The organism is Sphingomonas trueperi (assembly GCF_040545665.1).
Classification (GTDB): Bacteria; Pseudomonadota; Alphaproteobacteria; order Sphingomonadales; family Sphingomonadaceae; genus Sphingomonas; species Sphingomonas trueperi_B.
On sequence record NZ_JBEPMH010000004.1, the window covers coordinates 20,096 to 39,892 of the forward strand.

Here is a 19,797-nt window from a genome sequence, read left to right on the forward strand (position 1 = left end):
GCCCGAAAGCGGCAGAGGCAGGGGACTATGAGCACCGTATCCCCCGAACTCCGCGCAGCCGCGCTCGTCTCCAAGGCCTGGCCCTATGAAGAGGCGCGCAAGCTGCTCAAACGCTATCCCCAGATTGCTGAGGGTGGCGCGCCGGAGAAAGGCCATGTGCTGTTCGAGACCGGCTATGGCCCCTCGGGGCTCCCGCATATCGGGACGTTCAACGAAGTGCTGCGCACCACCATGGTCCGCCGCGCCTTCGAGAGCCTGTGCGACGTACCGACCCGCCTGATCGCGTTCAGCGACGACATGGACGGCCTGCGCAAGGTGCCGGACAATGTGCCCAACCAGGACATGCTGCGCGAACATCTCGGCAAGCCGCTGACCCAGGTGCCCGATCCGTTCGAAAAGTACGAAAGCTTCGCGCATCACAACAATGCGCGGCTGCGCGAATTCCTCGACCAGTTCGGCTTCGACTATGAGTTCGCCTCTTCGACCGACTATTATACCGGCGGCCGCTTCGACGACGCGCTGCGGAAGGTGCTGCGCCACTATTCCGGCATCATGGACGTGATGCTGCCGACGCTCCGCGCCGAGCGTCAGGCGACCTATTCGCCGGTCCTGCCGATCAGCCCCAAGTCGGGCATCGTGCTGCAGGTGCCGGTCGAAGTCGTCGATGCCGAGGCGGGCCTGATCGCGTTTGAGGATGAGGGCAAGCGGATCGTCCAGTCGGTGCTCGGCGGCAAGGCCAAGCTCCAGTGGAAGGTCGACTGGGCAATGCGCTGGGTCGCGCTCGACGTCGATTACGAGATGGCCGGCAAGGACCTGATCGATTCGGTCACCCAGTCGGGCAAGATCGCCCGCGTGCTCGGCGGCCGCCCGCCCGAGGGGTTCAACTACGAGATGTTCCTCGACGAGAAGGGCGAGAAGATCTCCAAGTCCAAGGGCAACGGCCTCAGCCTCGAACAGTGGCTGACCTATGGCCCGGAGGAGAGCATCGCTTTCTACGCCTATCGCGAGCCCAAAAAGGCCAAGCAGCTGCACCTCGGCGTGATCCCGCGCGCGATCGACGAATATTGGCAGTTCCGCGGCAATTATGCGGGGCAAGCGGTGGAGCAGCGGCTGGGCAATCCGGTCCACCATATCCACAATGGCGAGCCGCCGGCGGAGACGCTGCCGGTCACCTTCGGGCTGCTGCTCAACCTGGTCGGCGTGATGGGCGAGGCGACCAAGGAGCAGGTCTGGGGCTATCTTACGAACTATGTCCCGGACGCGAATCCGGAAACCTATCCGGCGCTCGACCGTCTGATCGGCTATGCGCTTGCCTATGCCCGCGATTTCGTCGCCCCGACGCTCAAGAAGCGTGCGCCGGTGGGGGTCGAGATCGACGCCTTGAAGCGACTCGACGCCGAACTCGCTGCCCTGCCCGCCGACGCGACCGCGGAAGCGATCCAGGACCAGGTGTACGAGATCGGCAAGACCGGCGGCTTCGAGAACCTGCGCGACTGGTTCAAGGCGCTGTACGAGACGCTGCTCGGCTCCGAACAGGGCCCGCGCATGGGCAGCTTCATCGCGCTGTACGGCATCGCGAACAGCCGCAAGCTGATCGCGGAAGCACTGGCGAAGGTGGCGTAAGGGGCGGGCGGGGAAACCTCTCCCCCGTCATCCCGGCGAAAGCCGGGATCCATTCGCTTCTCCGTTCAAGCAAGAGCCGAGCCGTAGAGGGCAATGGATCCCGGCTTTCGCCGGGATGACGTAGATGGAGAACGTGGGTTCGCGTTCTAGATGCCAATGAGGGAGAAGACCGATGCGACGCCGAATCCGCCATATCCGATCGGCGACGCGTGCCTTCCTCCATGGTGAGGCTGCGGGGGGTATCGCCCTCATCGCCGCCGCGGCGCTGGCGATGCTGGCTGCGAATCTGTCCGGCGTCTCCGAGATCTATTTCCACACGCTGCACCTGCAGACCGGCCCGGTGATCGCGCCGCTTTACGGTCCGATGACAGTCCATCTGTGGATCAACGACGGCCTGATGGCGGTGTTCTTCCTGCTCGTCGGGCTGGAGATAAAGCGCGAGTTCGTCGACGGGCGGCTGGCAAGCTGGGACCGTCGCCGCCTGCCGGTGATTGCCGCCGCCGCGGGCATGGCGGTGCCGGCGCTGGTCTATCTGCTGATCGCCGGCCGCACGCCGGGCGTGACCAGCGGCTGGGCGATTCCGGCTGCGACCGACATCGCCTTCGCGATCGGCGTGCTGGCGATTCTCGGCAGCCGCGCACCCGCCGCGCTCAAGCTGTTCCTGACGACGGTGGCGATCGTCGACGACATGGGCGCCGTCGCGATCATCGCAGTGGCCTACACCGCGCATATTGACCTGCTCGCGCTCGCCGGCGCAGCCTTGGTCCTCGGCGTGATGATCGCCTGCAACCGCTTCGGCGTGCGCCACCTTGCCGTGTATCTGGCGCTGGCAGTGGTGCTGTGGGTGCTCGTGTTCCAGTCGGGCGTGCATGCGACCATCGCCGGCGTCGCCGCGGCGATGACCATCCCGCTCGTCAAGTCGCCCGCCGCGCCCGATGCGGTGGACTCGCCGCTCCACAAGCTGGAGCATGCCCTGCATCCCTGGTCGGCGTTCCTGATCGTGCCGCTGTTCGGCTTCGCCAATGCCGGCGTCTCGTTCGAGGGGCTCTCGCCGGCGATCCTGCTCGAGCCGCTGCCGCTGGGCATCGCCGCGGGGCTGTTCCTCGGCAAGCAGCTCGGCATCTTCGGCAGCATCTGGCTGGCGGTGAAGACGGGCATCGCCAAGCGCCCCGGCAATGCCGGCTGGCGGCAGATCTACGGCGTGTCGCTGCTCGCCGGCATCGGCTTCACGATGAGCCTGTTCATCGGCGGCCTCGCCTTTCCGGGCAACGAACTGCTCGTCGACGAGGTGAAGATCGGCGTGCTGCTCGGCTCGATCCTGTCGGCGGTGGCGGGTTACGCGGTCCTGCGGTCGACCAGCACCGCGACGCCGAGGATCGCCAACCCGCCCAGCGCCAGCAGCGCGCCGACCCAGCCGGTCGACGTCCAGCCGTAACCGGCGGCGATCGCGAGCCCGCCCAGCCAGGGGCCGAGCGCGTTGGCGGTGTTGAAAGCGGAGTGGTTGAGCGCGGCCGCCAGCGCCTGCGCCTCGCCGGCGACGTCCATCAGCCGGGTCTGGAGCACCGGGCCCAGCGCCCCGGCAAAGCCGATCGCGAACACGTCGATCGACATCCACAGCAGCGAATGCGCCGCTAGCGGATAGAGCGACAGCGCGACCGCGCTGGCGAGCAGCAGCGCCGCGCCGGTAGGCATCAGCGCGCGATCGGCGAAGCGCGGCACGACGATATTGCCGGCGATCATTCCCATGCCGAAGATCGCCAGCACCAGCGGCACGCCCCAGGCCGGGGTGCCGGTGACGTGCATCAGCGTCGAGGCGACATAGGTGTAGACGCAGAACAGCCCACCAAAGCCGATCGCGCTCACCCCCAGCGTCAGCCAGACCTGGCCGTTCGCCAGCGCGCTGAGCTCCCGCAGCGGGCTCGCGCCCTGCTCGGGGCGGTCCTGCGGCGCCAGCCACAGCACCAGCAGCACCGTGATCAGCGCGAGCACCGCGACGATCGCGAAGCCCCAGCGCCATCCCACCGCCTGGCCCAGCCAGTTCGCCGCCGGCACGCCGAGGACGGTCGCTACCGAGAGTCCGAGCATGATCCGCCCCACCGCCTGCGAGCGCTGGTCGTTGGGCACCAGCGATGCGGCGACCAGCGAGGCGATCCCGAAATAGGCGCCGTGGGGCAGCCCGCTGAGGAAGCGGAACAGCAGCATCCAGTGATAGGTCGGCGCCAGCGCGCTCAGCGCATTGAACAGCGCGAAGCTGGCCATCAGCGCGATCAGCAACGTCCGCCGCGACCATTTCGCGGCCGCGACCGCCAGCAATGGGGCGCCGACCACCACGCCCAGCGCATAGGCGCTGATCACATGGCCCGCGGTGGGCTCGTCGATGCCAAGACCCTTGGAGAAATAGGGCACGAGGCTCATCGTCGCGAATTCGGTGGTGCCGATCGCGAACCCGCCCATGGCGAGCGCGAAATGGACCAGGCCCGGCGAGCGGGCGGCGGAGCGTTGAACGGGGGCGTGCACGACGCCCACATGGGTTTGCTGCGGTGCAGCGTCAAATAAGAATTCGTATGTGGCCAAATGCTTTGCGCGCAATCAAGGCGCCGGCTGCACCTGCGCCGTCCAGCCCCGCCGCCGCAGCACCAGGGCATAATAGAGCGCCGACAGCAGCAACTGCGCAAGGGTCGCAAACAATGCCGGGCGGCCCTCCTCAGGATCGAGCGCATTGAGCCAGGCAACGGTCCCCAGCACCAGCAGCGTCGCAGTGGCGGGGATCGGATGCAGCGGCATGCGATAGGGCGCATGGCGGGTGCGGTGGGTTCTCCGCCCAGCGATGGTCGCCAGCGCGAGCCCCGCATAGATCGCGATCAGACCGGTGCCGCTCAGCAGCAGGAGCAGCCGGAGCGGCAGGAAGCAGGCGGCGATGCCGATCGCTCCCGATGCCAGCGTCGCGCGTGCCGGCGAGCCGAAGCGCGGGTGGATCGCCGCAAGCCAGGCATCCAGCGGTCTGCCCCAGCTGCGATCGCGGGCGGTGGCATAGAAGAATCGCCCATTGGCGAGGATGCAGGCGATCACCGCGTTGACGATCGCGACGACAATGCCGATCGCAACCCACAGGTTGAGCGAAGCCCCGCCGCGCAGTCGGACGAAGGTGCCGAAGGGATCCTCGGCGGACAGGAAGGCGTCGAGGTCGGGCGCGGAGGCCAGCGCGGCGACGATCGGCACCGCTTCCAGCAGCAGGGCGCCGACGAGCGCCAGCAGGATCGCGCGGGCGATGCGCTGCGGCGCGCCGAGCATCTCCTCCCCGAAATAGACGGCCGCGCCATAGCCGTTGAGCGCGAAGATCGCGACCGAGGTGGCGAGCCCGATATTCGCCGCGCTCGCGGGTATCAGGCCTCCGCTCGCTGGTGCTACCGGATGCAACACCAGCGGCAGGACGTCGCGGACCGGTGCTGCCATGCCCAGCGCCAGGATCACCAGCACCGCTGCCACCTCGGCGGCGAGGAAGGCGCCGGTCACCAGCGCGTTGAATCGGATATTGAGAATGCCGACGAGCATCGAGGCGAGAAGCACCGCCACGGCCACCGGCACCGGCGGCAGCCCCGGCAGCACCGTCGAGGCGACGGATGCAATGCCCAGCGCCGCCACCGGCGGAAAGAGCAGGTTGTTGCAGGCGTTGACGCCCAGCATCATGAATCCCGCCGCCGGCCCCAGCGTCTGCCCCACCATCACATATTCGCCGCCCGCCACTGGGAAGGCGGAGGAGAGTTCCGCATAGATCAGCGCAGTGGCGAGGCAGACGACACCGGCGATCGCCAGCGCGAGCAGGGCGCCGGTGCCCGCGATCTGCAGGCTGCCCGGCACGATTACGAACAGCGAGGATGCCGGGGTGGTGATAGACAAGGTGAGGAACAGCACGCCCGCGGTGCCCAGGCTCCGGTCCAGCTGTTTGTTCGCGTGCGGCATCGTTCCCCCGAAGTGGGATGCAGCGTGGGGGAGGGCCGCCTGCGCGTCAATCGGAGCGGCTTGCCCTGCCTGCGCGATTCGCTAGGTTGCGCGCGTGGCTTCTCCCACCCCTTCGGCCGGCGACGGCGCGCGAGCCCGGCTCGCTCACGCGCTTGGCGAGGTCGCGGGCGGTGACCGCAAGGCGCTAAAAACCGTCTATGATCTGACAGCGGCGAAGCTGATGGGCGTCTGTCTCCGTATCTGCCAGGACCGCGAGGCCGCAGAGGATGTGATGCAGGAGGTGTATCTGAAGGTTTGGGACAGGGCAGGGCGCTTCGATGCGTCGCGCGCCAGCCCGATCACCTGGCTGTGCACGATTGCCCGCAACACCGCGATCGACTGGCGCCGGTCGCGCGGGCTGCGCGATACCGCCCCGGTCGAGGCGGCGCTGGAGCTGCCCGATGGTCGCCCTTCCGCCGACGCGCTGCTCGAGGCGGGGGAGACGCAAGCGCGCATCTTCGACTGCCTCGAAGCGCTGGAGGAAAAGCCGCGCGCAGCGATCCGCGCCGCCTTCTTCCACGGCCGCAGCTATCCCGACCTCGCCGCCGCCGCCGCGGTGCCGCTCGGCACGATGAAGAGCTGGATCCGGCGCGGACTGCTGCAATTGCGGGGGTGCCTCGGCGATGGCTGAGCCGCTGCGCCCCGAAGAGGAAGAGATCGCGCTCGCTGCGGAGCTTGCTCTAGGTCTGCTGGAGGGCGAGGACCTCGCAGCTGCGCGCCGCCGGCAGTTGGCGGATCCCGCCTTTGCCGTAGCGGTGGAGCGCTGGGTGCTCGATTTCGCGCCGCTGGCGCTCGGTGGGGCCGACGTGGCCGCCCCGGCCGGGCTGTGGGAGCGGATCGAGGCGCGACTGCCCGGCGAGGCGCACGGCGCCGTCGTCGCGCTGCGGCGCTGGCGGGCGACGGCGATCGCCACGAGCGCGGCCGCGGCGGTGCTGCTTGCGATCCTGCTGCTCCGCCCGGTGCCGCAGCCGGTGGTGCTGCCGCCGCCGCCGGTCGTCGTCGCACAGATCACCGGCACGGCGGGCGCGGCCTTTGCGGCGCGCTATGATGCCGAGCAGGGCACGCTCCACGTCCGTACCGAGGCGATGCCGTCCAGCCGCCGCGCGCCCGAGCTGTGGGTTATCCCGGCGGGGGGCAAACCGGTGTCGCTGGGCCTGGTCGCCTCGCAGGGCAATCGTGACATGACGGTGGCGCCGGCGCATCGCCAGCTGCTTGCCGAAGGTGCGACGCTGGCGGTGACGATGGAAGATGCCGCCACCGCGCCGCATGCCGGTCCCAGCGGCCCGCCGGTCGCGGCAGGAAAAATCACGATTCTTTAAGATTCGCTGCATCCGGGGCGTGCCGCCCCCCGTAGCTCCCACGCATCTCCGCAAAGAGGGGTGCGTAGCAAGAGGAAGCTAGAAGATGCGCAAGACCCGTCTCGCCTCGGTCACCGGAATCGTCGGTGCCGCGCTGCTCGCCACCGGCGCGGTTGCCGCCGTGCAGAAATTCCCGATGGTCGGGGGTGCCGCGATGTATCCGACCAAGAACATCGTCCAGAATGCGGTGAACTCGAAGGACCACACCACGCTGGTCGCCGCCGTGAAGGCCGCCGGGCTGGTCGATACGCTGTCGGGCCCGGGCCCCTTCACCGTCTTCGCGCCGACCAACGCGGCGTTCGGCAAGCTGCCCGCCGGCACCGTCGACACGCTGGTGAAGCCCGAGAACAAGGCGACGCTCACCAAGATCCTCACCTACCATGTCGTCGCGGGCAAACTGAACGCCGCCGACATCGCGGCCAACGCCAAGGCGCATGGCGGAAAGGCGACGCTCACCACGGTCGAGGGTGAGCCGATCACGATCATGAAGGGCCCGAGCGGCGGCTGGTGGATCCAGGATGCCAAGGGCGGCAAGGCCAAGATCACCATTGCCGACGTCAACCAGTCGAACGGCGTGATCCACGTGATCGACAGCGTCCTCATGCCCTGAGGCTGTCGAGGGCCTCGCGCGCTCCCCCCTTTGGGCGAGGCCCGGCCCGCCGGCGACCCTCCTTGCCGGCGGGCCATTTCATTTGGACTGTGAGCCTTCGCAGTATCGAATAAATCGTGTAAGCATAGACGCACAAAAACCCCTCCCCTCGGATGTCGCAACTGAGAAGGAGAGGCAATATGAGCATGATTTCATTCGATGCCGGTCTGGTAGAATCGGGCGACGTCTCGGTTGCCGAGCAGCGCTTTCGCAACTTTGTTGCAGTTCAGGACGTGCCTCCGCAGAAAACCTTGTTCATCGAGGTTCTTGGCGAGGTCTTGGTCGGCAATCCCGGCATTGATGTCGAGCTGTCCTATGCGATCCCCCAAGGGATCAACCCGCAAATTTTGGTGCTGCGCGCAAACCTCATCCAGAAGGCCGGGCTGTGGCCTCAGCTCATGACCTGGAAGCCGGCGCGGTACTTCTCGCTTCTGCAAAAGTACGATCAGTATTCCGAAGTGCAGGTCGAAGCCATTTTTGGGTCGGAAACGATCAAGGTGACGGATCGCATTCGGCTTCTGGAACCGGCTGATCGGTGAACGGCAGGGGACCGGCCGATCCATGGGGTCCGACGGGAACGTTTCGGACCTTTGAGGTCGGTTGAGGTGGGGGGGCGGCTGCACATGCGAGGTGCGCCGCCCTCCATTTTTTCGACCGCTCAGAGCTTTTCGGTCAGCTCCGGCACCAGCGTGAACAGGTCGCCGACCAGGCCGATATCCGCCACCTGGAAGATGGGGGCGTCCTCGTCCTTGTTGATTGCGACGATCGTCTTCGAATCCTTCATGCCGGCGAGGTGCTGGATCGCCCCCGAGATGCCGACCGCGACATAGACCTGCGGCGCCACGATCTTGCCGGTCTGGCCGACCTGATAGTCGTTGGGCGCGTAGCCTGCGTCGACCGCCGCACGGCTGGCGCCGACCGCGGCACCGAGCTTGTCGGCCAGCGGATCGATCAGCGCGTGGAACTGCTCCGACGAGCCGAGTGCGCGACCGCCCGAGACGATGATCTTGGCGCTGGTCAGCTCCGGACGCTCCGACGCGGCGATCTCGGCGCCGACGAAGGTCGAGAGACCCTTGTCGCCCGCCGCGGCCACCGCTTCCACCGTGCCGCTGCCGCCGGTCGTCGCCGCCTTGTCGAACGCGGTGCCGCGCACGGTGATCACCAGCTTCTTGTCGCTGGTCTGCACGGTAGCGATCGCGTTGCCGGCATAGATCGGCCGGGTGAAGGTATCCGCACCCTCGACCGAGAGGATGTCCGAGATCTGCATCACGTCCAGCGCGGCGGCGACGCGGGGCGCCACATTCTTGCCCGTGGTGGTCGCCGGGAACAGCACCGCGTCATGGCTGTCCATCAGCTGGACGATCAGCGGTGCGACATTCTCGGCGAGGAAATGCTCATAGGCCGCATCGTCGGCGACATGGACCTTGCCCACGCCGGCGATCTGCGCGGCCGCCTCTGCCACGCCCGAAACGCCCTTGCCGGCGACGAGCAGATGGACTTCCCCCAGCTTGGCAGCCGCGGTGACGGTGGAGAGCGTCGCGTCCTTGACGCTCTGATTGTCGTGCTCGACCCAAACCAGTGTCTTCATCACGCGACTCCCATGCCCTTGAGCTTCTCGACCAGCTCGTCGACCGAGCCCACCTTGATGCCCGCCTGGCGCTTGGCCGGCTCGACGACCTTCAGCGTCGTGAGGCGCGGCGTAATGTCGACGCCGTAGTCGGCGACGGTCTTCTTCGCGACCGGCTTGGTCTTCGCCTTCATGATGTTCGGCAGCGTCGCATAGCGCGGCTCGTTGAGGCGAAGGTCGGTGGTGACGATCGCCGGCAGCTTCAGGTCCACGGTTTCCAGGCCGCCATCGATCTCGCGGGTCACGTGCACGCGATCCCCGGCGATCTCGACCTTGGAGGCGAAGGTGCCCTGCGCCCAGCCGAGCAGCGCGGCGAGCATCTGGCCGGTCTGGTTCGAATCGTCGTCGATCGCCTGCTTGCCGAGGATGATCAGCCCGGGCTGCTCCTCTTCCGCGACCTTGGCGAGCAGCTTGGCCACCGCCAGCGGCTCCACCGTCTCGTCGGTCTGGACCAGGATGCCACGATCGGCACCCATCGCGCGCGCGGTGAGCAGCACATCGGTTTCCGCCTTGGCGACGCCGATCGTGACGACGACGATCTCGGTCGCCGCGCCCTTCTCCTTCAGCCGCACCGCTTCCTCGATCGCGATCTCGTCGAAGGGGTTCATGCTCATCTTGACGTTCGCCAGATCGACGCCCGTCCCGTCCGCTTTCACGCGGGGCTTCACGTTATAGTCAAGCACACGCTTGACCGGCACCAAGACCTTCATCGCATCCTTCCTGTCTGCCGGGGCTCTCCCCCTGACAATTGGGTTACGTTTACGCGAACGTCAACCGCTCGCAAGCGATTCGGCGTACGCCTGCATCAGCGTGCCGAAGGATTCCGGGGGTGGAAATTTTTGGAAGCTGTACGAAGCGCCAGTCGCGGCCCAGGGCAGCGCTTCCTCGGTATAGGTCTCGAGGAAGGGCGGGGCGAACATCGGCACGTCGAGCATCGTCGTGCGGATGTTCACAAAGGCATCGAGACCCTCGGGCCGGGTGAACAGCCAGCTCTTGCAATGGTCGCAGTGGAAATGCCGGGTGGGGCCGTGCAGGCCGCCGATCACCGGTTCGCCTTGCGTCACCGCGAACGCTTCCGCCGGGTAGAGGCCGCTCAGCGAATAGGCGCTGGCGGTCATGCGCTGGCAGCCGGTACAGTGGCAGGCCATGGTGACGAGCGCATCGCCCGTCACCCGGAACCGCACGCGGCCGCAGCGGCAGCCGCCCTCGACCGACTTGCCAGTCGGGGCGGCCGTGTCGCTCACGCGACCTTCTTCACCTCCGCCACGATCTTCTGGGCAGCGTCGCCCAGGTCGTTGGCGGGAACGATGGCGAGGCCCGAATTGGCCAGGATGTCCTTGCCCTGCTGCACGTTGGTGCCTTCGAGGCGGACGACCAGCGGCACCGCGAGGTTCACTTCCTTGGCGGCCGCGACGATGCCCTCTGCGATGATGTCGCAGCGCATGATGCCGCCGAAGATGTTGACCAGGATGCCCTTCACCGCGGGATCGCTCAGGATGATCTTGAACGCCGCGGTGACCTTCTCCTTGTTGGCGCCGCCGCCGACGTCGAGGAAGTTGGCCGGGAACATGCCGTTCAGCTTGATGATGTCCATCGTGGCCATCGCCAGGCCGGCGCCGTTGACCATGCAGCCGATGTCGCCGTCGAGCTTGATGTAGGCGAGGTCGTACTTCGACGCCTCGAGCTCCATCGGATCCTCTTCGGTCTCGTCGCGCAGTTCCATCAGGTCCTTGTGACGGAACATCGAATTCGAATCGAAGCCGACCTTGGCGTCGAGCACCATCAGCTTGCCGTCGTCGGTGACGGCGAGCGGGTTGATCTCGATCTGCGAGGCGTCGGTGCCGAGGAAGGCGTTGTACACCTTGCCGGCCAGGCTCTGCGCCTGCTTGGCGAGATCGCCTTCGAGGCCGAGCGCCTTGGCGACGGCGCGGCCGTGGTGCGGCATGAAGCCGGTCGCGGGATCGACGTCGAAGGTGTGGATCTTCTCCGGCGTGTCATGCGCGACGGTTTCGATGTCCATGCCGCCTTCGGTCGAGACGACGAAGGCGACGCGGCCGGTGGCGCGATCGACCAGCAGCGCGAGGTAGAATTCCTTGGCGATGTCGACACCGTCGGTGACGTACAGGCGGTTGACCTGCTTGCCGGCAGCGCCCGTCTGGATCGTCACCAGGGTGTTGCCGAGCATCTCGGTCGCGGCGTGACGGACTTCGTCCTCGGTCTTGGCGAGGCGGACGCCGCCCTTGGCTTCGGCCGGCAGTTCCTTGAACTTGCCCTTGCCGCGGCCGCCGGCATGGATCTGCGCCTTCACGACATAGAGCGGCCCAGGCAGCTTCTTCGAGGCTTCGACGGCCTCTTCGACGCTCATCGCGGCAAAGCCGGCCGGCACGGGCACGCCGTACTTCGCGAGCAGTTCCTTGGCCTGATATTCGTGGATGTTCATGGGAGCAGTCCGCCTTTTCAAGGGAACGGGGAAAGGATCGCGCCCGCCTAAGCACAGCGCGCGCGCGAAATCCACCCTTTTAGGGATTAATGCGATTGCGAATGGTTTGCAACATGGCGCGTCATCCGGATGGAGCGCGAAGCCATAGGCGCGGCGGGCTTACCATCTCGTGAAGGGGGGAGGGGGCATTCGCCCTCCTCACACCAACGTCATTCCCGCGAAGGCGGGAATCCATTCGCCAGGACGCCGGGGGCTGGAGCCGCTGATTCAGCGCCAATGGGTCCCCGCCTTCGCGGGGATGACGTTGGATGGTGGGGGCGGCCATGCAATCCCCACCCGGGCATCTTGCGCCTCGTACCCAAACAGCCCCTCCCGCCTCGTCGAAGCGGGAGGGGGCACATGCCTCAAGCCTCGGTGCGGGCCTTGACGATCTTGCCCGGGTTCGCGGGCGGCTCGCCCTTGGGGAGCGCGTCGACATGGTCCATGCCCTCGATGACTTCGCCCCAGACGGTGTACTGGCCGTCGAGGAAGGTCGCGTCGTCGAGGCAGATGAAGAACTGCGAGTTGGCGCTGTTCGGGTTGTTGGTGCGCGCCATCGAGCAGACGCCGCGGACATGCGGCTCCTTCGAGAATTCCTGCGCCAGATCCGGCTTGTCCGAACCGCCCATGCCGGTGCCCGAGGGATCGCCGCCCTGCGCCATGAAGCCGTTGATCACCCGGTGGAAGATCACGCCGTCGTAAAAGCCTTCGTCGGCCAGGCCGGCGATGCGTTCGACATGGTTCGGCGCAAGATCGGGACGCAGGCGGATGCGGACGTCGCCGGTGTCGAGCGTGAGTACGAGCGTAGTGGGTTCGGCCATGGGGCACCTCTTCTCTAAAACTGGAACGAAGCCCTAAGCGGTGCGCTGCCGACTTGCAAATCCCCGCCGGGGATGGCAGCGCCCCTCGCACGGGGCCGCAGCACGGGAGGTCGGACGGTGAGCGAGACCGAACTGCACGAAGAGGCCGCCGCGCCCGAGAGCCAGCTCGACGAGGACGATCGGCTCAAGCCCGAATTCGTCAGCGCGGTGCTCGACGCGGTGGACGAGGGCGATGACGAGACCGCGCACATGCTGGTCGCGCCGCTCCACCCCGCCGACATCGCCGACCTGATCGAGCTCGTGCCGTCCGAGCGGCGCGCCGACGTGGTCACCGCCATTTCCGACCTGATCGACGGCGACGTGCTCGCCGAGATGAACGACTGGGTGCGCGAGGCGCTGGTCGACGCGCTCGAGCCGCACCAGGTGGCGGACCTCGCCGCCGAACTCGATACCGACGACGCCGTCGCGATCATCGAGGACATGGACGTCGAGGACCAGCGCGAGGTGCTCCGCGCGCTCGACCCCGACGACCGCGCCGCGATCGAGGAGGCGCTGTCCTACCCCGAGGAGTCCGCCGGCCGCCTGATGCAGCGCGAGCTGATCGCGGTGCCCGAGCATTGGACCGTCGGCGACGTGCTCGACTATCTGCGCGGCAATGACGAACTGACCACCGATTTCTGGGAAATCTTCGTCGTCGATCCCTCGCACAAGCCGATCGGCACCTGCGAGCTCTCCTGGATCCTGCGCACCCCGCGCGGGATCACGATCAGCGATGTGATGAAACGCGAGCAGACCCTGATCCCGATCGACATGGATCAGGAAGAGGTGGCGCTGCGCTTCCAGAAATACGCGCTGATCTCGGCCGCGGTGGTCGATCTCAGCGGGCGGCTGGTCGGCATGATCACGGTGGACGACATCGTCCACATCATCTCGCAGGAAGCGGGCGAGGACATCCTCCGCCTGTCGGGCGCGGGCGAAGGCGACATCAACGAGCCGGTACTGCTCACGGTGCGGACCCGCCTGACCTGGCTGTTCGTCAACCTGGGCACCGCGATGCTCGCGGCCTCGGTGGTTGGGCTGTTCCAGGGCGAGATCGCCAAGTTCGCGCTGCTCGCGGTGCTGATGCCGATCGTCTCGGGCATGGGCGGCAATGCCGGCACGCAGACACTGGCGGTGGTGGTCCGCGCGATCGCGACCAACCAGCTGACCGAATCGAACACCTTGCGGATGATCTGGCGCGAGCTGCGCATCGCCGCCGCCAATGGCGCAACGCTGGGGCTGGCGATCGGGGCGGGGACGATGCTGGTCTATGGCATTCCCTGGCTGGCGGCGGTGATCGCGGCGGCGATGGTGATCAACAACGTGATCGCGGGGCTCTCGGGGGTGCTGATCCCGGTGACGCTGGATCGGCTGCGCGTCGATCCCGCCGTGTCATCGGCGGTGTTCGTCACGATGATGACCGACGTGATGGGCTTCTTCTCGTTCCTCGGCCTGGCGACGCTGGTGGGGCTGGGCAGCTGACTTGATCGCGGCGCGGGGACTGCCCAAATCGGCGGCGTGCCACTCCATCTCACCAAGGTCGCCTTTGCCTGCGACAGCGTCGATTTCCTGCGGTCCCGGCTCGAGGCGCGCGCTGCCGCGGGTGGCGTCGCGCTGACCACGCGCTATCTGCCCAAGCGGCACGCGGAGATCGACGGCGGCTCGCTGTTCTGGATCCTCAAGCACCAGCTGGTCGGCCGCTCGCCGATCCTCGGCTTCGGCGAGGCCGAGGGCGGGCGCACCGCGATCCTGCTCGCGCCCGAGCTGGTGCTCGTCCAGGCGCGGCCCAAGCGGGCGCACCAGGGGTGGCGGTATCTGGAAGATGCCGATGCGCCGCGGGACCTGGGCGATCTGGAGGGCGGCGCGGACGAACTGCCGCCGTCGCTGATGGGCGAGCTGGCGGGGCTGGGGTTGCTTTGATCTCTAAGCCCCTCCCCTTCAGGGGAGGGGTTGGGGTGGGGCGGTGTCTCACCGAGGCCCGCAGACGTTCTGGAATCCCTCCATCCCCAACCCCTCCTCCGAGGAGGAGGGGCTAGAATGGTGTCAAACCGCCTCCGCCCGCAGCGGGCGGCTGAGCAGCGCGTCGATCACCTCGGCCACCGGCGCGCCTTCGAGCAGCGCGTTGACCGCCAGCGTCACCGGCATCTCCACGCCAGCTTCCGCCGCCGCCTCGCGCAGCACCGGTGCGGTGAAGGCACCCTCGGCCACCGTCTTGCGGTCCGACAGCAGTTCGGCAGCGCCGCGCCCTTGGCCGAGGCCCACGCCCAGCGAGAAGTTGCGCGAATTGGTCGACGAGCAGGTGAGGACAAGGTCGCCCAGCCCAGAAAGTCCGGTCAGCGTCTCCGCCTGCGCGCCGCGGGCAAGGCCGAAGCGCGTCATCTCGGCAAAGCCGCGCGCGATCAGCGCCGCGCGCGCGTTGAGTCCGAGCCCGGCGCCCTCCACCACGCCGCAGGCGATGGCGAGCACATTCTTCACCGCCCCGCCGATCTCCGCGCCGATCACATCGGCCGAGGCATAGGGCCGGAAGGCAGGCGCGCCGAGCCGGTCGCTCAGTCGCGTGCGCAACTCCGCATTCTCGCACGCCAGCGTCACCGCCGTCGGCTTCCCCGCCGCGACTTCATGCGCGAAGGTGGGGCCGGACAGCACCGCGATCGGCGCATCGGGCGCAACGCTGCGCGCGACTTCGCCGACGAGCAGCCGGGTGCCCGCCTCGATCCCCTTGGCGCACAGCACCAGCGGCGTCGTGCCCACCGCCGTCTCGGCCAGGACCGCGCGGACATGCTGCGCCGGCGCCACCACCAGCAGCGCGTCGCAGCCGGCGAGATCGCCCAGGCTACCGGTCGCCCTGATGCTCGGCGAGAGCGGCACGCCGGCGAGGAAGGCGCGGTTCTCGTGCCCGGCGTTGATGCTCTCCACCACCTCGGGCTCGCGCGCCCAGAGCAGCACCGGCGCGTCGCCACGCGCCGCCACCTGCGCGAGCGCAGTGCCCCAGGCGCCGCCGCCGATCACCCCGATCTTCATAGACTGTCCTTCCCCCGGCAAAGCTTATTCTCAGGGATGAAGCGCCGCAAATGGGGGCCGCGGTCCGTCCATTCGTACAACGTCGCGCCGGCCAGCTTCGGATTCTCGTTCCGCGTGCCGAGCGCGACCAGCAAGCGGCTGTCGCTACGATAGACTAGCCGGGTGTCGGCGATGCCGATTGCTTTTTCGACTTCATAGGCCCGCGCATAATCCACTTCGATGCTAGCGAGAGACGACACCTGCTGCACGCGCCCGGTTTGCAGGTCGACGAACATCGGGCAGGCCAAGCCGGCGCCGCAGCCATGGGTGACCACCTTGTAGTGGCCGGCAAAGTCCGGCGGGCCCTTTGCCTCCGCGTGCAGCACGGTGCGGAACCGGTGCGCCTCGCCAAAACGGGTGTCCGGTGCTTTGGGCGTGCCGTTCCATACCGGACCGGCGGGGTAGGCGCGGAACGACTCGGGTGAAAACAGGCTGGTCGCGACGATGCAGCGTACCGGCACAGGGCCAGACAGTGCGGCGCCGGAAAGTACAGGCGCGAGGGCTAAGACAAGCAAGTGCCTCATGCCTTCACGCCCGCACCGCGCACCTTCTCCGCATCCGGGTCGAGCGGCCAGCGGGGCCGCGCCGGGAAATCGAGCGGATCGGTAAGCCCCTGGGCGAAGCGCTCGGCGCCGGCCCAGGCGATCATCGCGGCATTGTCGGTGCACAGCCACAAGGGCGGCGCGACGAAGGGGAGGTCGTGCGCACTTGCCAGTGCCTCCAGCGCGGTCCGAACCGCGGTGTTCGCCGCGACGCCGCCCGCCACGACCAGCGCCGTCGGCCGGGTGACCGCGAGCGCCAGCCGGGTGCGATCGACCAGGCAATCGACCACCGCCTGCTGGAACGACGCTGCGAGGTCTTCGGCGCTATAGTCGTTTACGGCGCGGGCGACCGCGCTCTTCAGGCCCGCGAAGGAGAAATGCGGCTCGCCCGACCCGACCAGCGGGCGCGGCAGCGGCACCGCCTTGGGGTTGCCGCGCGCGGCAGCCTTCTCCACCGCCGGGCCGCCGGGGAAGCCGAGGCCGAGCAGCTTGGCAGTCTTGTCGAACGCCTCGCCCGCGGCATCGTCGATCGTGGTGGCGAGCCGGCGGTATCGGTTGACGCCCTCGACCAGCAGCAGCTGGCAATGCCCGCCCGAGACGAGCAGCAGCAGGTACGGAAACTCCAGGCTCCGGTCGCCGAGCCGCGGCGAGAGCGCATGGCCCTCCAGATGGTTCACCGCTACCAGCGGCTTGCCGGCGGCGAGCGCCAGCGCCTTGCCGGTGACGAGGCCCACCATCACCCCGCCGATAAGCCCGGGCCCCGCCGTGGCCGCGATCGCGTCGACATCGGCCAGCGTCACGCCCGCCTCCGCCAGCGCCGCCTCGACCAGCGGCCCCAGCATCTCGACATGGGCGCGCGCGGCGATCTCGGGCACCACCCCGCCATAGGGCCGGTGCGCCTCTTCCTGGCGCGCGAGCTTGTGCGCGAGGATCGTGCCGTCGCTTGTCACCAGGGCCGCCGCAGTTTCGTCGCAGCTCGATTCAAGTCCGAGGATGAGTGCCATGCTCCCCATCTAAGCCGCTTGGCGTCAGGGTCCAGAGGCCGAGGGCGTTTGGATCCGCGAAGACCCCCATTGCTCTCGCTTTCGCGCGACCCTAGCACCTGCCCCATGACTGCACTTCGCATCGGCACGCGCGGCTCGCCGCTCGCCCTTACCCAGGCCCACATGGTGCGCGACGCGCTCAAGGCCGCGCACGGCATTGAGGGCGAGATCGTTATCGTCCGCACCACCGGCGACAAGGTGCAGGACCGCCCGCTCGCCGAGATCGGCGGCAAGGCGCTGTGGACCAAGGAGCTCGATCGCGCGCTCCTCGAAGGCGAGATCGACTGCGCTGTGCATTCGATGAAGGACGTGGAGACCGTCCGCCCCGAAGCGATCGCGATCGCCGCGATGCTGCCCCGCGCCGACGTGCGCGATCGGCTGGTCGGCGCCGAATCGCTCGCCGCGCTCAAGCCGGGCGCGGTGATCGGCACAGCCTCGCCGCGCCGGGCCGCGCAGGTGAAGCGGCATCGTCCGGACGTGACCACCGTGCTGTTCCGCGGCAATGTCGATACGCGGCTCGCCAAGCTGGCGGCGGGCGAGGCGGATGCGACCTTGCTCGCCTCGGCGGGGCTGGAGCGGCTGGGGCGGGTAGATGTCGGCCATGTGCTGCCCACCAATGTGATGCTGCCCGCCCCGGCGCAGGGGGCGGTGGGGATCGAGGCGCGCGCCGACGATTCGCGGATGCTCGGCTTGCTCGCCGCGATCGATCACCCGAAGACGCGCGCCTGCGTGCTCGCCGAGCGCGCGCTGCTCGCCGCGCTGATGGCGGACTGCCATTCGCCCGTCGCCGCGCTGGCGACGATCGAAGGCGCGATCCTCACCATCGAGGCCGAGCTCTACGCCGCCGACGGCAGCGCGCATGTCCATGGCATGATCGAAGGCGCGCCGGAGGACGCGATGCTGCCCGCGACGCTCGCCCGCGACCTGCTCGACCGCGCGCCCGAGGCGGTGCGCGCGCTGTTCGCCGGATGAGCCGGCCGATCGCGGTGCTGCGGCCCGAGCCCGGCAACCGCATCACCGCCGCCGCCATCGAGGGGCGCGGACGCACTGCGATCCGCCTGCCGCTGTTCGAGACGCGGCCGCTGGCATGGGACGTGCCCGATCCCGCCGCCTATGACGCGCTGATCCTCACCAGCGCCAATGCGGTGCGCTGGGCAGGCGAGGGGCTGGGGTCGCTGCGGGGCCTGCCCGTCTGGGCCGTGGGCGAGGCCACCGCCTCGGCCGCCCGGCGCGCCCATCTCGATGTCGTCGCCGTCGGCGATGCCGGCGCCGCGGCGCTGGTCATGCAGGCCGAGGCGGCGGGCGTTCGGCATGCCCTGCATCTGGCGGGGCGCGAGCGGACGCTCGAGGCGGGCGGCATCGTCGCCGCGGTGCTGCCGGTCTATGCCAGCGAGGTGCTGCCGGTCGCCGTCGAGCAGGTTGCGGCACTCGATGGCTGTGTCGCGCTGATCCAGTCGGCCCGCGCGGGCGCACGGCTGGCGGAGATCGTTTCCGATCGCGGCGCCGTCGTCCTCGCGGCGATCAGCGAGGCCGCCGCCGCCGGGGCTGGACGCGGCTGGCGGGCGACCGCGATCGCCCCGCGACCCGAGACCGAGGCGCTGATCGACCTCGCCATCGCGCTCGCCGATTGACCCGCGGGGCCCACGCGGCGAAAAGGGCGCCCATGAGCGACGAGCCCCTGGCGCCCGAGCCGGTCCGAACCCTGAGTCCGCGCCGTAATCGAATGATCCCCGTTGGGCTGGGTTTCCTTGCCGGCGTCGCGCTCACCGCGGGCGCGATTGAGCTGGCGGGTCCCCATCTGAAGACCACGACGCAAGACGAGACCAAGCCGGCTTCCACCGCGTCGCCTACCGTCCAGCCGCTGAAGGTGCCGCCGCCGGTGCTGGCCCCGGCGACCGACGTGGCGACGCTCGACGCGCGCGAAAGCCAGCTCGCCGCCCGGCTCGATGCACTTGAGCTGGAACTGCGCCAGGCCGACGAGAGCGCGCGCAATGCTGCGCAATATTCGACCCAGGCCGAACGGCTGATGGTCGCCGCCGCGGTACGCCGCGCGATCGAACGCGGCCAGCCGCTGGGTAGCCTGGAGCAGCAGCTCCGCGCCCGTTTCGGCGAACGGCATCCACAGGCGGTGGCGGCGATCGTCACGGCGGCGGGCGATCCGCTGACCATCGAAGACCTGCGCATCGCGCTGGATACCATCGCACCACGGCTCGGCACCGGGCCAGACGACAGTATCTGGGTACGAATCCGCAGCTTCGTGGGCGACCTGTTCGTGCTCCACCAGGCCGGCATGCCGAGCCCCCGCCCGGCCGAGCGCCTGCGCCGCGCCCGCAGCGCGCTGGCCGCCGGCAATGTCGAGACCGCCATCGCCGAAGTGGCGCACATGCCGGGCGCCTCCGTGGCGGAGGGCTGGACCGGCGCGGCCTCGCGCTATGTGAATGCCCGCAAGGCACTGGACGAAATAGAGAAGGCGGCAGCTGCAACGCCGCCCAAACCCCCGGTCGTGGCGCAGGCAGCCGCCCCCGCCCCGGCACCGGAGACACCGAGGAACGACTGA

General features: G+C 68.5%; 21 protein-coding genes. 11 read left to right on the forward strand and 10 right to left on the reverse strand.

Annotated elements, in window-relative coordinates; translation table 11 throughout:
* Positions 1 to 27: 27 nt before the first annotated feature.
* Both ABIC65_RS13555 and nhaA read left to right on the forward strand, forming a co-directional pair.
* The gene (locus tag ABIC65_RS13555) at positions 28 to 1,623 is read left to right on the forward strand and encodes a lysine--tRNA ligase (RefSeq protein WP_354309431.1); all 1,596 of its coding nucleotides are present in this window, start codon (positions 28 to 30) and stop codon (positions 1,621 to 1,623) included.
* A 172-nt stretch (positions 1,624 to 1,795) separates the two neighbouring features.
* Complete coding sequence (gene nhaA / locus ABIC65_RS13560) at positions 1,796 to 3,058, forward strand: Na+/H+ antiporter NhaA (protein ID WP_354309432.1); 1,263 nt, start codon at positions 1,796 to 1,798, stop codon at positions 3,056 to 3,058.
* On the opposite strand, the gene ABIC65_RS13565 is transcribed toward nhaA, so the two are convergent.
* Together ABIC65_RS13565 and ABIC65_RS13570 are read right to left on the reverse strand one after the other, a co-directional pair.
* A complete protein-coding gene (locus ABIC65_RS13565) occupies positions 2,959 to 4,077 on the reverse strand; it encodes an MFS transporter (protein WP_354310011.1) in 1,119 nt (372 codons plus the stop codon). The two genes, nhaA and ABIC65_RS13565, sit on opposite strands and share 100 nt — an antisense overlap.
* Positions 4,078 to 4,212: 135 nt before the next feature.
* Positions 4,213 to 5,583, reverse strand: a complete 1,371-nt coding sequence (locus ABIC65_RS13570) for an APC family permease (protein ID WP_354309434.1) — start codon at positions 5,581 to 5,583, stop codon at positions 4,213 to 4,215.
* 94 nt (positions 5,584 to 5,677) lie between these two features.
* Here ABIC65_RS13570 and ABIC65_RS13575 point away from each other — a divergent pair, with 94 nt between their 5' ends.
* The 4 genes from ABIC65_RS13575 to ABIC65_RS13590 all read left to right on the forward strand — a co-directional run bounded on the left by ABIC65_RS13575 (position 5,678) and on the right by ABIC65_RS13590 (position 8,168).
* Positions 5,678 to 6,253, forward strand: coding sequence for a sigma-70 family RNA polymerase sigma factor (locus ABIC65_RS13575; protein ID WP_354309435.1), 576 nt, complete (start codon positions 5,678 to 5,680; stop codon positions 6,251 to 6,253).
* The gene (locus ABIC65_RS13580; RefSeq protein WP_354309437.1) at positions 6,246 to 6,941 is read left to right on the forward strand and encodes an anti-sigma factor; all 696 of its coding nucleotides are present in this window, start codon (positions 6,246 to 6,248) and stop codon (positions 6,939 to 6,941) included. Before ABIC65_RS13575 ends, ABIC65_RS13580 begins: the two co-directional genes overlap by 8 nt.
* 85 nt (positions 6,942 to 7,026) lie before the next feature.
* Positions 7,027 to 7,590 (forward strand): fasciclin domain-containing protein, encoded by a 564-nt coding sequence (locus tag ABIC65_RS13585; RefSeq protein ID WP_354309439.1) that lies wholly within the window; start codon positions 7,027 to 7,029, stop codon positions 7,588 to 7,590.
* A gap of 179 nt (positions 7,591 to 7,769) precedes the next feature.
* A complete protein-coding gene (locus tag ABIC65_RS13590; RefSeq protein ID WP_354309441.1) occupies positions 7,770 to 8,168 on the forward strand; it encodes a hypothetical protein in 399 nt (132 codons plus the stop codon).
* 119 nt (positions 8,169 to 8,287) lie between these two features.
* Here the strand turns inward: ABIC65_RS13590 and ABIC65_RS13595 are convergent, their stop codons facing one another.
* The 5 genes from ABIC65_RS13595 to ABIC65_RS13615 all read right to left on the reverse strand — a co-directional run bounded on the left by ABIC65_RS13595 (position 8,288) and on the right by ABIC65_RS13615 (position 12,556).
* Positions 8,288 to 9,217 carry an electron transfer flavoprotein subunit alpha/FixB family protein gene (locus tag ABIC65_RS13595; protein ID WP_354309443.1) on the reverse strand — a complete coding sequence of 310 codons (930 nt, stop codon included), beginning with the start codon at positions 9,215 to 9,217 and terminating at the stop codon, positions 8,288 to 8,290.
* The gene (locus tag ABIC65_RS13600) at positions 9,217 to 9,966 is read right to left on the reverse strand and encodes an electron transfer flavoprotein subunit beta/FixA family protein (protein ID WP_354309444.1); all 750 of its coding nucleotides are present in this window, start codon (positions 9,964 to 9,966) and stop codon (positions 9,217 to 9,219) included. The genes ABIC65_RS13595 and ABIC65_RS13600 overlap by 1 nt, the downstream gene beginning before the upstream one ends.
* Before the next feature lie 60 nt (positions 9,967 to 10,026).
* Positions 10,027 to 10,500 carry a GFA family protein gene (locus tag ABIC65_RS13605; RefSeq protein ID WP_354309446.1) on the reverse strand — a complete coding sequence of 158 codons (474 nt, stop codon included), beginning with the start codon at positions 10,498 to 10,500 and terminating at the stop codon, positions 10,027 to 10,029.
* Positions 10,497 to 11,696: an ADP-forming succinate--CoA ligase subunit beta gene (gene sucC / locus ABIC65_RS13610; protein ID WP_354309447.1), complete on the reverse strand. Its 1,200-nt coding sequence runs from the start codon at positions 11,694 to 11,696 to the stop codon at positions 10,497 to 10,499. Before sucC ends, ABIC65_RS13605 begins: the two co-directional genes overlap by 4 nt.
* A gap of 404 nt (positions 11,697 to 12,100) precedes the next feature.
* Positions 12,101 to 12,556, reverse strand: a complete 456-nt coding sequence (locus ABIC65_RS13615; RefSeq protein WP_354309448.1) for a peptidylprolyl isomerase — start codon at positions 12,554 to 12,556, stop codon at positions 12,101 to 12,103.
* 117 nt (positions 12,557 to 12,673) lie between these two features.
* Here ABIC65_RS13615 and mgtE point away from each other — a divergent pair, with 117 nt between their 5' ends.
* Positions 12,674 to 14,077: a magnesium transporter gene (gene mgtE / locus ABIC65_RS13620; RefSeq protein ID WP_354309449.1), complete on the forward strand. Its 1,404-nt coding sequence runs from the start codon at positions 12,674 to 12,676 to the stop codon at positions 14,075 to 14,077.
* A 36-nt stretch (positions 14,078 to 14,113) separates the two neighbouring features.
* Positions 14,114 to 14,515 carry a DUF1489 family protein gene (locus tag ABIC65_RS13625; RefSeq protein ID WP_354309451.1) on the forward strand — a complete coding sequence of 134 codons (402 nt, stop codon included), beginning with the start codon at positions 14,114 to 14,116 and terminating at the stop codon, positions 14,513 to 14,515.
* A 123-nt stretch (positions 14,516 to 14,638) separates the two neighbouring features.
* On the opposite strand, the gene ABIC65_RS13630 is transcribed toward ABIC65_RS13625, so the two are convergent.
* Genes ABIC65_RS13630 through tsaD form a run of 3 tightly spaced genes read right to left on the reverse strand, consistent with a single transcriptional unit; the run spans position 14,639 to position 17,201 of the window.
* Entirely contained in the window at positions 14,639 to 15,616 is a 978-nt protein-coding gene (locus tag ABIC65_RS13630; protein ID WP_354309452.1) for an NAD(P)H-dependent glycerol-3-phosphate dehydrogenase, read from the reverse strand.
* The gene (locus ABIC65_RS13635; RefSeq protein ID WP_354309453.1) at positions 15,613 to 16,170 is read right to left on the reverse strand and encodes a hypothetical protein; all 558 of its coding nucleotides are present in this window, start codon (positions 16,168 to 16,170) and stop codon (positions 15,613 to 15,615) included. Before ABIC65_RS13635 ends, ABIC65_RS13630 begins: the two co-directional genes overlap by 4 nt.
* Before the next feature lie 5 nt (positions 16,171 to 16,175).
* The gene (gene tsaD, locus ABIC65_RS13640; protein ID WP_354309454.1) at positions 16,176 to 17,201 is read right to left on the reverse strand and encodes a tRNA (adenosine(37)-N6)-threonylcarbamoyltransferase complex transferase subunit TsaD; all 1,026 of its coding nucleotides are present in this window, start codon (positions 17,199 to 17,201) and stop codon (positions 16,176 to 16,178) included.
* 105 nt (positions 17,202 to 17,306) lie between these two features.
* Here tsaD and hemC point away from each other — a divergent pair, with 105 nt between their 5' ends.
* Genes hemC through ABIC65_RS13655 form a run of 3 tightly spaced genes read left to right on the forward strand, consistent with a single transcriptional unit; the run spans position 17,307 to position 19,797 of the window.
* The gene (gene hemC, locus ABIC65_RS13645; RefSeq protein WP_354309455.1) at positions 17,307 to 18,212 is read left to right on the forward strand and encodes a hydroxymethylbilane synthase; all 906 of its coding nucleotides are present in this window, start codon (positions 17,307 to 17,309) and stop codon (positions 18,210 to 18,212) included.
* A complete protein-coding gene (locus ABIC65_RS13650) occupies positions 18,209 to 18,871 on the forward strand; it encodes a uroporphyrinogen-III synthase (RefSeq protein ID WP_354309456.1) in 663 nt (220 codons plus the stop codon). Before hemC ends, ABIC65_RS13650 begins: the two co-directional genes overlap by 4 nt.
* Before the next feature lie 32 nt (positions 18,872 to 18,903).
* Positions 18,904 to 19,797 carry a hypothetical protein gene (locus ABIC65_RS13655; protein ID WP_354309457.1) on the forward strand — a complete coding sequence of 298 codons (894 nt, stop codon included), beginning with the start codon at positions 18,904 to 18,906 and terminating at the stop codon, positions 19,795 to 19,797.

Bases quoted from the DNA above. Each gene is read 5' to 3' on its own strand.
- ABIC65_RS13555 (WP_354309431.1), top strand. From the start codon at position 28: ATGAGCACCGTATCCCCCGAACTCCGCGCAGCCGCGCTCGTCTCCAAG.
- nhaA (WP_354309432.1), top strand. From the start codon at position 1,796: ATGCGACGCCGAATCCGCCATATCCGATCGGCGACGCGTGCCTTCCTC.
- ABIC65_RS13565 (WP_354310011.1), bottom strand. From the start codon at position 4,077: ATGGGCGGGTTCGCGATCGGCACCACCGAATTCGCGACGATGAGCCTC.
- ABIC65_RS13570 (WP_354309434.1), bottom strand. From the start codon at position 5,583: ATGCCGCACGCGAACAAACAGCTGGACCGGAGCCTGGGCACCGCGGGC.
- ABIC65_RS13580 (WP_354309437.1), top strand. From the start codon at position 6,246: ATGGCTGAGCCGCTGCGCCCCGAAGAGGAAGAGATCGCGCTCGCTGCG.
- ABIC65_RS13585 (WP_354309439.1), top strand. From the start codon at position 7,027: ATGCGCAAGACCCGTCTCGCCTCGGTCACCGGAATCGTCGGTGCCGCG.
- ABIC65_RS13590 (WP_354309441.1), top strand. From the start codon at position 7,770: ATGAGCATGATTTCATTCGATGCCGGTCTGGTAGAATCGGGCGACGTC.
- ABIC65_RS13595 (WP_354309443.1), bottom strand. From the start codon at position 9,217: ATGAAGACACTGGTTTGGGTCGAGCACGACAATCAGAGCGTCAAGGAC.
- ABIC65_RS13600 (WP_354309444.1), bottom strand. From the start codon at position 9,966: ATGAAGGTCTTGGTGCCGGTCAAGCGTGTGCTTGACTATAACGTGAAG.
- sucC (WP_354309447.1), bottom strand. From the start codon at position 11,696: ATGAACATCCACGAATATCAGGCCAAGGAACTGCTCGCGAAGTACGGC.
- ABIC65_RS13615 (WP_354309448.1), bottom strand. From the start codon at position 12,556: ATGGCCGAACCCACTACGCTCGTACTCACGCTCGACACCGGCGACGTC.
- ABIC65_RS13630 (WP_354309452.1), bottom strand. From the start codon at position 15,616: ATGAAGATCGGGGTGATCGGCGGCGGCGCCTGGGGCACTGCGCTCGCG.
- tsaD (WP_354309454.1), bottom strand. From the start codon at position 17,201: ATGGCACTCATCCTCGGACTTGAATCGAGCTGCGACGAAACTGCGGCG.
- hemC (WP_354309455.1), top strand. From the start codon at position 17,307: ATGACTGCACTTCGCATCGGCACGCGCGGCTCGCCGCTCGCCCTTACC.
- ABIC65_RS13650 (WP_354309456.1), top strand. From the start codon at position 18,209: ATGAGCCGGCCGATCGCGGTGCTGCGGCCCGAGCCCGGCAACCGCATC.
- ABIC65_RS13655 (WP_354309457.1), top strand. From the start codon at position 18,904: ATGAGCGACGAGCCCCTGGCGCCCGAGCCGGTCCGAACCCTGAGTCCG.